This window comes from Spirosoma spitsbergense DSM 19989, from assembly GCF_000374085.1.
Classification (GTDB): domain Bacteria; phylum Bacteroidota; class Bacteroidia; order Cytophagales; family Spirosomataceae; genus Spirosoma; species Spirosoma spitsbergense.
The window spans coordinates 17,826-31,731 of record NZ_KB893599.1; the positions used below are offsets into that span (position 1 = coordinate 17,826).

Annotated in this window: 20 protein-coding genes; 1 reads left to right on the forward strand and 19 read right to left on the reverse strand. The window is 48.1% G+C overall.

Annotated elements, in window-relative coordinates; translation table 11 throughout:
- Positions 1–33 precede the first annotated feature (33 nt).
- From B157_RS0130125 to B157_RS0130210, 17 genes are all read right to left on the reverse strand, one after another.
- On the reverse strand, positions 34–1,182 hold the full coding sequence (locus tag B157_RS0130125) for a nucleotidyltransferase domain-containing protein (RefSeq protein WP_041952351.1): 1,149 nt from the start codon (positions 1,180–1,182) through the stop codon (positions 34–36).
- A 5-nt stretch (positions 1,183–1,187) separates the two neighbouring features.
- Entirely contained in the window at positions 1,188–2,111 is a 924-nt protein-coding gene (locus tag B157_RS0130130; protein ID WP_020607024.1) for a phosphoenolpyruvate carboxykinase (ATP), read from the reverse strand.
- Positions 2,102–2,530, reverse strand: a complete 429-nt coding sequence (locus B157_RS0130135) for a lasso peptide biosynthesis B2 protein (protein ID WP_020607025.1) — start codon at positions 2,528–2,530, stop codon at positions 2,102–2,104. Before B157_RS0130135 ends, B157_RS0130130 begins: the two co-directional genes overlap by 10 nt.
- A gap of 1 nt (position 2,531) precedes the next feature.
- Positions 2,532–2,819 carry a PqqD family peptide modification chaperone gene (locus tag B157_RS0130140; RefSeq protein WP_020607026.1) on the reverse strand — a complete coding sequence of 96 codons (288 nt, stop codon included), beginning with the start codon at positions 2,817–2,819 and terminating at the stop codon, positions 2,532–2,534.
- A gap of 91 nt (positions 2,820–2,910) precedes the next feature.
- Complete coding sequence (locus B157_RS39175; protein ID WP_020607027.1) at positions 2,911–3,051, reverse strand: hypothetical protein; 141 nt, start codon at positions 3,049–3,051, stop codon at positions 2,911–2,913.
- A 49-nt stretch (positions 3,052–3,100) separates the two neighbouring features.
- Positions 3,101–4,333, reverse strand: coding sequence for an ice-binding family protein (locus B157_RS0130150; protein ID WP_020607028.1), 1,233 nt, complete (start codon positions 4,331–4,333; stop codon positions 3,101–3,103).
- Positions 4,334–4,421: 88 nt separating this feature from the next.
- On the reverse strand, positions 4,422–4,991 hold the full coding sequence (locus B157_RS0130155) for a helix-turn-helix domain-containing protein (RefSeq protein ID WP_020607029.1): 570 nt from the start codon (positions 4,989–4,991) through the stop codon (positions 4,422–4,424).
- Positions 4,992–5,398: 407 nt separating this feature from the next.
- The gene (locus tag B157_RS0130165; protein WP_211225028.1) at positions 5,399–6,412 is read right to left on the reverse strand and encodes a S66 family peptidase; all 1,014 of its coding nucleotides are present in this window, start codon (positions 6,410–6,412) and stop codon (positions 5,399–5,401) included.
- A 75-nt stretch (positions 6,413–6,487) separates the two neighbouring features.
- Positions 6,488–7,111, reverse strand: a complete 624-nt coding sequence (locus B157_RS36300) for an IS982 family transposase (protein ID WP_084761889.1) — start codon at positions 7,109–7,111, stop codon at positions 6,488–6,490.
- 366 nt (positions 7,112–7,477) lie between these two features.
- Positions 7,478–7,819 (reverse strand): SCP2 sterol-binding domain-containing protein, encoded by a 342-nt coding sequence (locus tag B157_RS0130175; RefSeq protein WP_020607033.1) that lies wholly within the window; start codon positions 7,817–7,819, stop codon positions 7,478–7,480.
- 37 nt (positions 7,820–7,856) lie between these two features.
- A complete protein-coding gene (locus B157_RS36305) occupies positions 7,857–8,210 on the reverse strand; it encodes an antibiotic biosynthesis monooxygenase (protein WP_169521809.1) in 354 nt (117 codons plus the stop codon).
- 87 nt (positions 8,211–8,297) lie between these two features.
- Entirely contained in the window at positions 8,298–8,531 is a 234-nt protein-coding gene (locus B157_RS36310) for an antibiotic biosynthesis monooxygenase (RefSeq protein WP_020607035.1), read from the reverse strand.
- A gap of 94 nt (positions 8,532–8,625) precedes the next feature.
- A complete protein-coding gene (locus tag B157_RS0130190) occupies positions 8,626–9,279 on the reverse strand; it encodes a TetR/AcrR family transcriptional regulator (RefSeq protein WP_020607036.1) in 654 nt (217 codons plus the stop codon).
- A gap of 136 nt (positions 9,280–9,415) precedes the next feature.
- A complete protein-coding gene (locus B157_RS0130195) occupies positions 9,416–9,853 on the reverse strand; it encodes a hypothetical protein (protein ID WP_157618637.1) in 438 nt (145 codons plus the stop codon).
- Between the two features lie 487 nt (positions 9,854–10,340).
- Positions 10,341–10,541, reverse strand: a complete 201-nt coding sequence (locus B157_RS0130200) for a hypothetical protein (protein ID WP_020607038.1) — start codon at positions 10,539–10,541, stop codon at positions 10,341–10,343.
- Positions 10,542–10,559: 18 nt separating this feature from the next.
- Positions 10,560–11,843 (reverse strand): Y-family DNA polymerase, encoded by a 1,284-nt coding sequence (locus B157_RS0130205; protein WP_020607039.1) that lies wholly within the window; start codon positions 11,841–11,843, stop codon positions 10,560–10,562.
- The gene (locus B157_RS0130210) at positions 11,827–12,297 is read right to left on the reverse strand and encodes a LexA family protein (protein WP_020607040.1); all 471 of its coding nucleotides are present in this window, start codon (positions 12,295–12,297) and stop codon (positions 11,827–11,829) included. Before B157_RS0130210 ends, B157_RS0130205 begins: the two co-directional genes overlap by 17 nt.
- A 112-nt stretch (positions 12,298–12,409) precedes the next feature.
- Here B157_RS0130210 and B157_RS0130215 point away from each other — a divergent pair, with 112 nt between their 5' ends.
- Entirely contained in the window at positions 12,410–12,709 is a 300-nt protein-coding gene (locus B157_RS0130215) for a hypothetical protein (protein WP_020607041.1), read from the forward strand.
- 102 nt (positions 12,710–12,811) lie between these two features.
- Here B157_RS0130215 and B157_RS0130220 read toward each other — a convergent pair whose 3' ends face one another.
- Together B157_RS0130220 and B157_RS39180 are read right to left on the reverse strand one after the other, a co-directional pair.
- Complete coding sequence (locus tag B157_RS0130220; protein ID WP_041952349.1) at positions 12,812–13,123, reverse strand: hypothetical protein; 312 nt, start codon at positions 13,121–13,123, stop codon at positions 12,812–12,814.
- A gap of 63 nt (positions 13,124–13,186) precedes the next feature.
- The coding region (locus B157_RS39180) for a hypothetical protein (protein ID WP_026308603.1) at positions 13,187–13,906 on the reverse strand (720 nt) is incomplete at its 5' end.

Below are 13,906 nucleotides of genomic sequence, written 5' to 3' on the forward strand. Positions count from 1 at the left end.
ACACGTCGATTTTTTAGCAGTGAGGAAGGCTGTTTATCGGTGTCGCCGTAGAGCCAGGATCGCCCGTATCAATACCGTAGTGAAACCCCATTCCTTGGGAATGTAAAGCTGACGGTCTTTTATGTTGATTAAACTGGAGCGAAAGATGAAACTACGGCTGTAAGCCGCATAGATGGTCAACTTATTTGTAAACAGAGTTTGTGCCTTTGCAAAATCAAAAAGCATACGCCTGAACGAATTCAACGAGTATTCGTCCCATTTTCTTTCATAACCTTCAGCCAGTACATGAAGGTGATTGGCAGGCATTAACGGTTGAACAAAGGGCAGTGCTGGAAGTCCCCAAAGTTTCTTACACCAGTACAGACCCACAAAAAAAATCATGTCCAGTTTGTACCGTTTCAGTTTATCCAGCAGCCACGTCCAATCGATATCGGTGCTACGCAGCATAAAATAGAGGTCATTTATGTAGCCAATCCGTTCCCATAGATTATTGATGCCATGATGAAGGACCAATAATATAACCTGGTTTTCGACCAGATGGTCGTCAGGATAGAGTATATCGTGTAGTTGAAATGAGTCGATCTCTCTCAGCAAAAAATTAACCCTCCAGTGCAGGTCAATGTCAAAACGGCTAGTCGCGTAAAAGGGCTTAAACAAACTAATTTCGTGCAATTCATCCAACATGACCCGCTCCGCCTGCCGTAGATAGGGCTGGTATTTCGCGCCCATTTGATAGCCGTCGGGGGCTAAAATGCGCACAGCCTCGTAGAGGTCTTTCTCCGCCACCAGAATATCTATATCTCCAATAGGACGGAGGCTGCTTTGTGGATAGCTGTGTTCGGCCAGATAAATTCCTTTAAACGAAATATGTTCGATGTTGTGGCTGGTCAGCAGCGCGGCAACCCGCTTATACTCATGCAGCTTTAGTAAGTTATCCGTTGCAATGGTCTGGCATTCCTGACGGAGAGTTGCTAAAAAAGACGTAGGAATAGCGGGTGTTTCCCGAAATGTTCTATACAGGAATGGGATTAGCCGATGATGAGCCGCCAATTTGAGGAGCCGGTCCCAGTCAGGCAAATGCTGTTGTAAGAACAGCGTCAGTTGTGCCATTTTCTCGGTAGACAGTTCGCCCATGCAGGCCATCAACAGCAACGTCAGTTCAGGAGAGCGAGCAACTTTCATGTCAGTCATGTTAGTCTCGATTTCAGGAACGTGACGAACTCATGGAGGCCGGCAAAGTCAGCGGGGCGGCTCATCCTGAAAAGGGGAATAGTTTGCGCGATCGCTACACTTTTTTTGAAGTAATCTTCCAGCGATTTTCCCTTCAACAGGGCGTCGGCGAGGGGGAAATGATGGAGCAATTCAACCGGAACCCGACTGGCAGGAATCGGATCAGTAGTGCTGCCCGGCTTACGGGGGGGGAGCAGTACAAAAATCGCTGTCAATGGTACTGCGTTCTCTTCGAATTTAATCGAGTCATACCACGAAAACTTGTCAACGCCTTCACGCACCGGAGCCATTTTCTCCCGGTGCAGTTGCAAGCCATCAATCGTACTTTGCCAGATTTTGATTTGCGGGAAAGCGGGTATCAACAGGAGGTTACCCGTTTCATTCACCTGAATGCAGACCATGTCATCGCTAATAACGGTATATCCTTTCTGAGCGCAGGCCGCCACCGTAGTTGATTTACCGGCACCGGGTTCACCCAGAAATACCACCCCTTTACTGCCAATACGAACGGCACTTCCATGCAGCAAAAAATAACCTTTCTGAAACAGAATCAAACCAAGTGCTTCGCTGAGGGTGAACAGAGAAACTAAGTCTTCGTCGGTCTGGGTAGTATCTACCAGTAACTCATTGCCACTTACGGCCGTAAACGAAATGAGCGGAGACCAGTCCAACCACAAATAATCCAGCCCTTGCTGAGCAAATCGGGCATTCAGGCCAGCGCGGTATATTTTTGTTGCTTCTACTGGTGGACGCCCCGGTAGTTGTTCGCGCCTAATGGTTAGGTCGGCAGTCGTTGGTACACTTGTTGGTAGGGGCGGAAGCGGGATCTCAGACGCGATGGATAACCCATACGCTTTGTAATGATACGGTGTCAAGTCCATGCTAAAATCGGCTCAAACACCTGATCTGTTTGCTCGCAGAGAATAATTCTGTTTTGGTAAGTAAGCCATGCATGGGCTGAGAATCCTTCAGTTTTGCTGTTACACACCCCAACGCACACCCGTATATCGGGGTGGCTTTTCAGAAGCCATTTAGCACCAAGTGCCTGAACCAGACACGTAAACCCTAAGGGAATCCAGCCGCTGATCACCCGAACCGCCCATATCTGTTTGTTGATGTATTCATCGGAGAGCGGTTTTTTCTGAGTGGTCGAGTTTTTCTGAGTGGTTGAGATCCGGTCGGTCGTCATGAAGCGGCTGAAGGGCAAAAATACCAGTAGCCCCTTATACGCTGCCAGCACAAGGAAAACACTGAGCAGAAGCCACCTTTCATCCCAGCTCAGGCACCAGAGTTTTGTCAAGCTACGCGATGGTTTCGATAAGCTTTTCATGGATTAGGTTTTCCAAAAACGACATGAGTTCTTCCTGACAAACGGACTCCTCTACATCAAACTCAACAAGCATCCGTTCCTTGAGTTTCATGACCGATAATACCGGGTTGGCCTGTAACAGTGACCAGATAAAACTCCCCATCTCATTCAATTCGTAGTAGTTGCCCAGTTCGTAATTTAATACGATGGTTTCTGTACCGAGGACTGATGAGGACTGGCTCTTCTTTATTTGTATACGGGTATTTGAAGTAATGTTCATGGCCTTACCTGCTCATTTGTCTGAAAACCAAATATCTTGATCGACCAGAAGAAAGGTCGATCAAGATATTACTTGCTTTATTGTTTATTCCTTATAGGAAACCGCCCATCCCATCGACGTTTGACCCGACTTTCAAGGTGAGTTTTTTTACGTTGCCCAGTACTTTAAGCTTGGGTGTCTTATACGCCTTTTTAGGCGAGGAAATTTGTATATGTACTGCCTTTGTTTTCATAAGGAGAGAGATTTAGATGTGTTAATTTAGCAATTAGGCAGGTTTACCCCTACTCGACAACCAAACGATGCTGACGTATCTGACCCCGCTCCTCAACCGTGAGAATGTAAATTCCCGTCGATAGTTTGCCGGTAGTATTCAGCAGGAGATTTCCCGCCTGAATGCCCGTCTTCTGAAGAGGAAGTGAGCGACCGTCCACGCTGAAGAAACCTAGTTTTACCGTTTCAGGCTCATCCACCCGAAGCGTAAACCGCCCATCGCCAACAGACGGGTTTGGAAATAACCCGTAGACTTCATCCCGCAGAACCACCGACACAGCTGGATAGATGGTCATTTTGCCGTTGAGATCGGTCTGTTTGAGACGGTAGTAGCTGGTACCTGTAAAAGGCGTCTGGTCTGTGAGATTGTAAGTCTTTAAGGCTTTGCTGTTGGCCGCAATTTCGCCCACTTCACCTACCTTGTCAAACGATTGTAGATCTTTACTTCGCTCAACGACGAAGCCTCTGTTATCAGTTTCCAGCGAGGTAGTCCAGGCTATATCGACCGTGTGGTTAGCCTGCGGTTTCGCCGTAAAAGACACCAAAGATACGGGTAGTGGTGCTGCCACATTAGTTACTGTATTCGCATTCAAGGTTATGGCCCCTCCAATGGAAAGGCCCCTACCATTAAGAGAAGCCCCCGTAGCCAGTACAATAGCACCGTTAACCAGGAAAGTGCCCTGCAAGCTGGAACTGGTCCCGGCCGTGAAAGCACCATTTACCTGAAAGAAAACATTATTAGCCGTAGCCCCATTGGTCAGCACAATATTGGAGTTCGTAGCCGTTGTCAGAGCACTGTTCAGCTTGATGATGAATATACCTGACCCACTTAACGTTAACGTACCATTTAAAGTGGTCGGCGATGCGGTGTTCTGGCAGGAAACGCCGGGGGTAAGCGTCTGTCCACCTAATTCAGCAGCTACACTTCTATCGCAAGCAACCGGGGTTATTGAGTTATACGCAGCCAGCACATCGCTGGCTGCCTGTACCGCTTCTGGAGAACCGGGTAAACGTTTGTTCCCGATCAAAGTCCCCGGCGGAAATCCATTGAAAGCACCTACGTTAGTACCAACGTCGCCGGTTACCGTTGTGGCGCCACCATTGACCTCAAACGCTCCGTTAGCCGTGAAAAAGGCAAAAGTGGTCAGCGATCGCAGGTTAGGTGCCTTTGTCTGTCCGAAACTCGTAGTCGCAAGAGCGAATAGAGTTACACCAAGTGATGTAAGTAGAAAAGTTTTTCTCATTTTTCTTAGATTTTGACCTTAGTTAAGTAATACGTAACAAAAGTGGCATCTCTAGTCTTACAGTAGATTATATAATTATAAATAAGATTTACACTATTCCCACATTTTCGAGTGCGATGCGTCCATTGTGTTTAAGTTGTTTGAAGAGAGTAGGCGTCAAACCCGTAACTTTTTTGAACTGGGTGGATAGATGCGCTACGCTGCTATAGTTTAACTTACTGGCAATTTGGGTGAGATTGAGTTCATCATAAAAGAGTAATTCTTTTGCCCGCTCAATCTTGTGAGCAATGATGTAATGCTCAATTGTAGTACCCGTCACTTCAGAAAAAAGATTAGCCAGGTAAGTGTAATCATATTCGAGTATCCGGCTGATGTAATCAGAATTCTTTATTTTGGGAGTCTCGTCTGTATGATGTATCAAGTCAATGATCGTTTCTTTTATTTTTTCGGTTAATACCCTTCTTTTATCGTCCATCAGTTCATGACCAGAATTCAATAATGCAATTTTCAACTGGTCCAACAGTTCCAACGGTATAATTCCCTCTACTTCTATTTCGCCAAGATCGACCGCTACACAATGCAACCCAAGGTCTTTTAGGGTTGCTCTTACAATTGTTTTGCAGCAATTACTTACCATATGTTTGATGTAGAGCTTCACAATATCCCGTGTTTTACCTGTAAAGTTTCAAATTCCTCAGAGGGCTTCAGGCTCGTGTCGGCAAACGTATCTTTGGATAGTTTTGCCGACACGTACATAAATCCTCATGGGATTCTTTTTGCGACGGATTATACCCCGGTCTAAATCGTTTCATCAAGTTGACATCCAGTGACTTGTTCGGAAAAATGTTGACCAATAACTGGTTAACTTATGAATCAAATCAGACTATCACCCATACAACAACATGAACTCACTATGCGCCAAATGGTGTCGGGCCGCCGTCGCGGAACAAATTCACCTTGGCAAGCTCAACCTGGATCAGGCAGCTGTCCAGTTTAACGTCCCCAAAGTGAGACGATATACTCCTTGTCATGTGCTCCTATTCACGAATCAATAAAATGGGGCATTTAGTCTTCGACACCGCTTTCGACTATACTAAACGTTTTCGAGTTACAGTCAATTTGAGCCATGGCCCCGTAGGGGAGGCTAAAAACTGGGCACGAATGGCCAAAGTCCATCTCCGTTATAACAGGCATTGCCGTTAAACCCTCTTCGTGGAGCACCTTTAGGAGTTCAGCATTATACTCCTTCACATATACGTTATTATCGGGCCTGCCCAAGAGGATCCCATTCGCGCAGGCCAAGATGCCTTGCTGGGCATAATTCCGTAGCCACCACCGGAAATAGTCAGGTGCTGGCCTAACCTCTGAGGTTTCAAAAAATAAGATTGAGTTGGTCCACAGTTCTTTGTCGGGCCAAAATTTGGTTCCTTTGAGCGATTCTAACACCTCCATACAACCGCCCATTAACCGGCCCTGCACGGTTGTTTCACCTTGCAGGAAATTCCATCCTGGATTAGGTTCTAATTTTCGTCTCCTATTTTGTAAAGACAGGTTTGACCAGTCCAGCAGCTCCGATGTCCACCCCATCTCATTGGGTTTTACCTGGCCAATCACCTCCCCTGAAAACAGCGTTCGTTTAATATCGGCAATCTGATAGGGATGCATCCCCCCGTTTTCGGCAAAGCCAACTAGTAAGGACGTACCGTAAAAGGTGGATAGACCCGCTTTTAAACAAAGAAAATGGGTGATGGTACTATCGGAAAAGCCCAGAAATATTTTCGGATTTTGTCGAATAATCTCGACATCCACATAGGGTAAGATACGACAACTGTCGTCTCCACCAATCATGGAAATAATGGCTTTTATGGATGGGTCGGCAAAGGCCTCCATCAGATCCTGAGCGCGTGCCCTGGGGTTTTCATAAATCCACTGAGCTGACTTTAGGGCATGTTTTGTTTCGACAAGCTCCAGCCCAAATGTCGCTTCTAACTGTCGTTTTCCATGTTGGTAACGCTGGGGTAGCTCGCCCCCTCCTCCCCAGGAAAGTGAAATGGTTGCGACTTTATCGCCGGGTTTCAAGGCTTTTGGTTTAACGAAGCTCATGCATTTTCACAGCCAACAGGCTTAGTTGTATAAACGGTGTTGTCCACCCTGTTAACTGTTCGCCAAAGTACAAAGGATCAGTTTAAATAGCCCTACCATCGTCTCGTCAAACGCTTGTTTTTCCGTATTGAGTAGATAGCCTTTGTCCCCAAATACCCAACCCACCACATCGTGGGTTAGCTCAAAAAGTAGCTTAGGGTTGGCATCATGGGTACTGCCGTCGGTTATACGGACATGGACAAGTTGGCCTAAATGGTTGATTAACAGATGGACTTTGAGGCCAAAAAACCAGCCTACCGACGTTTTTCCCCAACTGGCAAAACCCTTCAGGGTTTGATGCTGATGGGTACGGTTAGGGTGGCAAGCAGTCACAGGTGTTGAATCGATATAGTAGATCCCCATTCGTAAACTGCGCTGGCAACGGTAAGCCATATACAACATCAGGGGGATCAAGGTACGAGGGATAAGGGCCACGAAACGATCATAACTGATCAGGTCTGGGAAGTCTCGTTTGAGATCCTCACTAACGTGGCGGGTATAGTAGGCTTTGAAGTTTTTGTAGGGACTCAGATGGTAGTACACCAAAATAGTCATCACTTCACTGAGTGAGAGTTGGCTGGGATGGAGCTTCTTATAGGCCCCGCAGTGGTGTAGGGCTTTAGCGATCAACTGCATCTTAGCTTTGCAAAAGTCATCGATATCAACACGGTCCGCCGTTGCGGTAGATTTCGGTCAGCATATGAGTTTGAGATTTGGCAGGTTTTGATTGGTTAGCACCCAAAACTAACTTTTTCGGCTCATATGTACTTTAAATAGCTGTTTATCAGCACATCAATCCCATAGTTCGCGTTACTTTAGGAATTTTGACTTTAACCGGTCTAGGCGTACTTGTAGATACCCTTTTGGCGAAACGGGCCAACAGTTATCAGACCTGTTCTACAAACCCAGTTCCTGGTCAATGAGAAGTGGCTTCTCCAAGTACCTTCTCCAGCTTCTTACTGACTAGGCACTGGGTGTTGTAGGTTGGTCAATAGGCCAACTTCAGCCTTTGAGTAAACGATCCAACTTTAGCGCCTGTTTAAAGTCGCCTTTTAGCCACATGCGACCCGTGGCCATACCGGCCATGGGGTTTAATTCACCAAACACGAGTTTGGCAAAATCCTCACTCGTCAGCGTAACCTGAATGGTAGCGTTTAGCTGGTTCATTGCCGGACTACCTTTTAACCAACCCCGTCCGTTTTCATTCTGCGCGTCAAGGGTGTAGTCCTCATTAATATCCTTGAAGTGAAAGCCAAAGATGGTCTGAATTTGATTCATCGTTTGGAAGCTGAGTTTGCTCTGCAAATGCTCAATAGCCTGACTTACTGTGTGTTTCGTTTTCATGATTATTTTAAACTGAACGGTTGATGGTGAATTTGTCTTAAGCTTGTACTGTATACACCAAGGTATAAAATCGAAAGTCAGGTGTAGCAATTGCCATCGTTTCGTCAAGGTTCACATCTTCACCGGCCATAGCCGTAATCGCGTCGATGAGGTGTTGCTCGCTGTCCCAAAGTGAATAATTTACGGCCCGTTCTCCATCGTCGCTTTTGTGAAAGTTGGCTGAACGGTATCCCGGTGTCCGAAACGACTGCGCTTCGTTGTTGGCAATGACTAGTTCAAGCAGTCGCGATTGGGTAGCGGGTTGGGTCGTGATTTCGTTAATAAAAATCGTATCCGTGTTTTCCTCCGAAATGGTGGTTACGCCTTGGGCACTTCGGTCGTTAGCATACACCACCTCATACAGCCGGGGCTGGCCACTATCCGGGTCAATTAGGGAACGGGCCGCTTCCAGCAGGGGTCCAGATAGCTGAGCACGGGCCTATTGGAGTTGGTCGGCGGTCTGCCACTGGATGTAAGTAGCCACGCGGGTACCGTCGGTAGAGCGGAATATACTGACCGACACGAGTCCCGGCTGCTGAGCGAGTTGTTGAGCTGCCTGTTGAACACACTCAACAACAGGTTGTTGATTATCAGGCTCAACATGCATAAAATTAATCTCAGTGACGTAAGCGGTCTCTGTGTGAATGCTTACCGGATTACTTGATGGAATCATTATCAAATCGATTTAAGTAAAAAATTGGTTTAACTATCCACTACTTCAATTCACCAAACAGTTTTACTAAATGGTGAATTTTAGGGCAAAAAAATTAGGGTGCTATGGCCCGGTTCACAAAATCAGCTAAATCGTCAGCCCGCCCGGTAAGCATCGCATTATAGTCTTCTTCATCCAAACCCAGAAGGGCTTGCAATAAGGATTGAGCTACCAAGGGAAACAAGCTCAGGGAGATCAGCACTATAAGTAGTTGAGTGGCATTGAGTGAGCGTAGGGTACCAGCCTTTATTTCGCGGTCTACCTGCTGAACGAATAGGGTGTGTGCATCGCGGAGCGGTTTGACCGTAAGTGGTCTCTCACTATGGGAACGGCTTTGGTTTAATTCCGCAATGATGAAATTGGCAACAAGCGGATATTCCGTAGGCATAGACGTGTCTTGTTGGATCAGTAACCGAATTTTCTCGGCAAACGGCACATCAGCGGTGAGTACCTGACCAATCTGGCCCAGAAAACGTCCGGCTATCTCGTCAAAGGTTAGGGCAAAGAGCTTATCCTTTGAGCGGAAGTAGTAGTGAACCAATGCCTTATCTACGCCCGCTAGGTCAGCAATATCTTGCATGCGTGCACCATCGAAGCCCCTTCGGAGGAATATTTGCTTAGCGGCCTCTTTAATTCGCTGTTCGGTTTCGGTCGGTTCAACTGGCTTCATGTACAGTAAACGACGGTCTTCACTAAATAGTTTCACCATATGGTAAAATTATTTAGTGAAGACCGTCGTTTAGTCATGAGGTGACTCGATTAGCCGACCGTATGCTACTGATGGCGTTCGATAGTCAGTGGAAAATCACTGTCTCACAATTCGCTCATTTAGGGAGATGGTGCTTTTAGTCTGGATTTGGTACAGCCAGCATCAACCGCCATTTCCGCTGGTTCCAGAACCGGTGCCAGACGCCAGCCGCATCCGCCTTATAGAAGCCTGACTTACGCTCATGCTGGCCTGGCTCAATGATTGTCCAGCAGTCTCCTTTCAGCAGGTGACTCAGCTTGTGGATCGTTCCAGCCGGTACCGTATGCGTTGTCCCCGGTAAGCGCTTGTGCCTTCTCAGGGCCAACGTCCCGTCGTCTTTTAGATCGGCCACCATCTCCACGTAACCGCCGGATAAAATGGTCGTGCGAAAGGGCCACGGGTGGTCATGAAACAGTTCGTCATTGGCCGCCCTAAAATGGTGCAGCACCCGGCCATCGCCCAAGTGATATTTGGTAAAGGTTTTATTCATTCGCTCTACGCGAACAATGTCTTTGGGGGTTGAGTATGATTGCATCGATTTCGGTTGGCCTGCTAAGTGGCTGATCCTGGCTGTTGTCAACCACAAAAATAGCCACGCAGGTGGCTAAAAAGACATCTCTATAAGACGCTTTTCGAGTATGCCTGGCCTGGCCCTATCAACACGACTGACCCCGCCCGCTGCGGCTGGCCTATTCCGCAGCGAGCGAGCCAGGCTAATTGACTACTCAGAACCGTATGGTTGGCTTTGTAACGGTTCATTCAATCAACTACCAGGGGTGGATTATACGTACCGGTAACGAGTTCCGTATTACAGGCGTCAATTCCTGCTCTCAATTCCGATATAGCCCGCTTATTTTCCGGTAAATCGGCTAACGCCCTCAGGGCGGTTTGTAAGGCGACCTTACGGCCCCAAACGGCCTTTGTTCTTGTGTCATGGTAATCTTTAGGAGTTCTCTGGTTTTCGCATGGATTCCAATCAAGGGTGCTGGCTGTCCTTTCCAACCTTGATTTGTCCGTGACTATCAGGCCCTCTTATCAGCCAACTTCTTCACATCGTCAGGGTTGACCAGTTTCGAGCGCTGGCGTTTATCTCCATCGGGTTGTACTTTCAATTTTCCCGATGACATCCACCCAACCACGGTGGCTTTATAGGCTTTACGGGCTATCCCGTTTTTTATGGGGGTGACCAATACCCGATCGCCCTGACCAATGACTCGATTCATGACTTGACTGACGTGAGCCTACTTTGCTTCCAGTATATCTTCCCAGCGCGTCGTATACCGCTTGCTGAGATACTGCTGCTTCATAGGCCAATCGGGATTGTACTGCTGAGAAGCCAGCCTAAGCTTATCCTGGCCATATCGCCGGTTTACCTTGTCAACGACGGACGATAGGGCCAGTAGCTTCTCATTCGGACCGTCTACGAATACGCCCTTTTGCCGGTAATCCCCGGGCACTAAATCCGATAGCATGATGCCCACCTTGAGGTAGTTATAACCAAAGCGAAAGATGGCTTTAAGCCCCGATTCAGCGTATGTAAGTAGCTCCGTGGTTGAATTGGTGGGATGAGGTAAGGTAAGCGTGATGCTACCCGCGTACTGCCTGGAGGGTAGCCCGTTGCCGGGTGTTTTGCGGAATCGATCGGTGTGTAGAAACACGGTAATCGCTCCGCATAATGAATCTTGTTTGCGTAGCTTCTCACAGCAGCGGCATAAATGGGTAGTCAGGGCGTCGGCAATGGTGGCCAGGTCCGGAATGAGTTTGCCAAAGCCAGGAGCCGTACAGATTGTTTTCCTGGCCGGTGGGCTTACCTCCAGCATTTTGCAGGGAAAGCCCCGCAGTTCATGCACCATACGCAATCCGTTCACCGTCATCAGGCTATTAATCCAGTCATCGGGCACCTGCCGAAGTTGGGCGGCCGTAGTGATGTCGTGTTGTTTGAGTTTAGCCGCATAGCGACTGCCTACACCCCAAAGATCTTTTACCGGAAACTCAGCTAGTGCCTCCGTAATGGCTTCAGGGGTATCCAGTACGCACACCCCGTTTAGCTCCGGCGTTTTCTTGGCCAGTCGGTTGGCTAGCTTGGCCAGGGTCTTGGTTGGTCCAAAGCCCACGCAAACGGGGAGCCTGAGCCACTGGTCAACCTTCTCCCTTATAGCTATCCCTAAGTCCTGATAGGTTGGGTACGTGCCCCTGTATTCCTCAATCCATAGAAACGCTTCATCAATCGAATACACCTCCACATCAGGCGCAAACTGGGTCAAAACGCTCATGAGTCTTGACGACGTGTCACCGTAAAGCTCATACGCAGAGGAGAACACGACGATATCATGCTGCTCACGGAGTTCCCTGGTTTCAAAGAAAGGTTGCCCCATTTTTATCCCCAAAGCCTTCGCTTCGTTGGATCTGGCCACGATGTTACCATCGCGGTTAGAGAGCACAACAATGGGCTTTCCCTCTAATGTAGGGTCAAAGCTGCGGTGGGCTGAACAGTAAAAATTATTACCATCAACGAGGCCGTACATACTTAGGTGGTTTGGAGACAATGTAGCGAACCACGCCCAACGAACGAAACTGATCACGGCCAATATGGACGTAGATCGGCGGGTACTGCTCATTGCTGGATTCGAGCATGATCATGTGCCCTTTGCGAACAAACCGCTTCACGCAACACTCCCCGTTGACCCAGGCCACCACCACGCTGCCCGATAGAACCGGCATGGCTGAATCCACGACCAGAATTGAACCGGGATAGATGTAGTCGGGGATCATGCTCTCCCCTACTGCCTTGACAAAGTACGTACAGTCGGGATGGGCCACGCACAACTCGTCCAGACTCAGCTTTTCGCGGATGTAATTCTCGGCGGGAGAGGCAAATCCGGCGGGAACTAATGACTCATAAAACGGCAGTCGCCTGCGCCGGGCGGCGTTAACCAGGTAGATATTTTCGGGTGGGATGCGGTCCGGGGTATCAATCATAGGCGGTTGATGCATACGGCATCAAACCGCTATAATACTTATTTGTTATATATAATACAAATAACATATAAAAGACATCACATCGGCTACGCTCTTTTCGTTACTACATACGATGACAGAGAGAGAAATTGCCCTGAATGCGCTGGCCGTTGGCCGGCTGGTTTTTGTGGATACCATCGCGTTTCCGGCCAATGGTCCCTTAGTATCTGTTGAGCTGTCTCCCATACTAGTTTCCATCCTGCCCGCTGACTACCACGCGCTGCAACTACGGCGGGAAAGCTTTAATGTAGCCAGTGTAATCACCCGCTATGAGCGCTATGTCGTGACGTTAGAGCGGCATGGGTACGAGGAAGCGACAGCCGTAGCCGAGGAAATGCTGCGAACGGCTAAGATCCAGGCTGCTAAGCTTTAAGGCTTACCTACCAGGTAGATGGTAACCCTCATGGAGGATGAACGGCCGAACGGCCGTTGGATTCCTTTATGCATGAACGGAGTCCTGACCTCAGCGTTTACATTAGTTGAGATGGAGCTGCCTGAGGGCATACAGATGCTGGTTTAACTTATCCAGTTGATTGGCCTGCTGTTGAATCATTGCCCGGTGCTCCTTGACCAGTTGCTCCTGCTCCTGTAAAAATTGAATGTGTCGTATTCGCTCAGTCTCCAGCCGCGCTATCTGCTCGCTATAAGTTTTCTTTTCAGTCCGTCGTTCCCGGCGAAGCACCGAATTTCTGGCGGCCAGGTAGGCTACGATGTTTACCAACAGAAAGGCCAACCACTCATCACGGGAGGGCATGTGGCTCAGGAAGTAGGTCAAAAACTCGGGCATGGTTAGTCCATCATTAACAGGTGTAAAAGCGTATGTTACTCGTTTCCTGACTCCTGCGTGGTCTTAAATTTCCCGAAGATATAGCGTGGTAATTCCCTGCCGGAGTTGAATAGGAAACGTTTTTAACTCCCGATCGATCAATTTGTGATCATGTGGCACCGATTCATTGATGTATTCGGGATCAATGAAAATGATGTTTAGCCGTTCATGTACCTCATGGCCTACCCGCTCGGTATGCTTGAGCAAATGTTCACTGGAGGTGGTGGTTTTCATCGTAGCCAGATCATCAAAATAGCGGTAGGTGCAATACCAGTAGTAATACTTGTGGTGATAATTAGAAAAGCAGGCCTGGTAAGCATCGGGCTCTTCCCGAATGGTGCGTAATAGTTCGTCCGTTTGTTGAAGTTCTTTAAGCTGGCCCACGCTAAGCTGCTGCATTAAGGACAAGTTCAATAATTCGTCCCGGTAATTCTTGATGTGCTGCACGACATCACCATGGGTGACGGCCCGTTCAATGGAATACTTATGCTTGAAAAAGAAAGACAGGGAAATGGCGGGTTTCTCATAATTAATGAGTTTCAGGTTTTTCAGGGGCTTACCCGGCCGGTTGTAGGCTTGGTACTGCTTCATATACTGCATGGGAATGAAGTAGTATTCCAGGTGGGAATCAGCTGGGGGCGGATTGCTGATCTGGTTGATACCCGGTGTCAGGGCGATGGCCTGTGTTTTAAGGACGGTGCGCAGGGCAGAAAGGGGTGCTTCGTCGTTTCGTTTGGCGGGTTT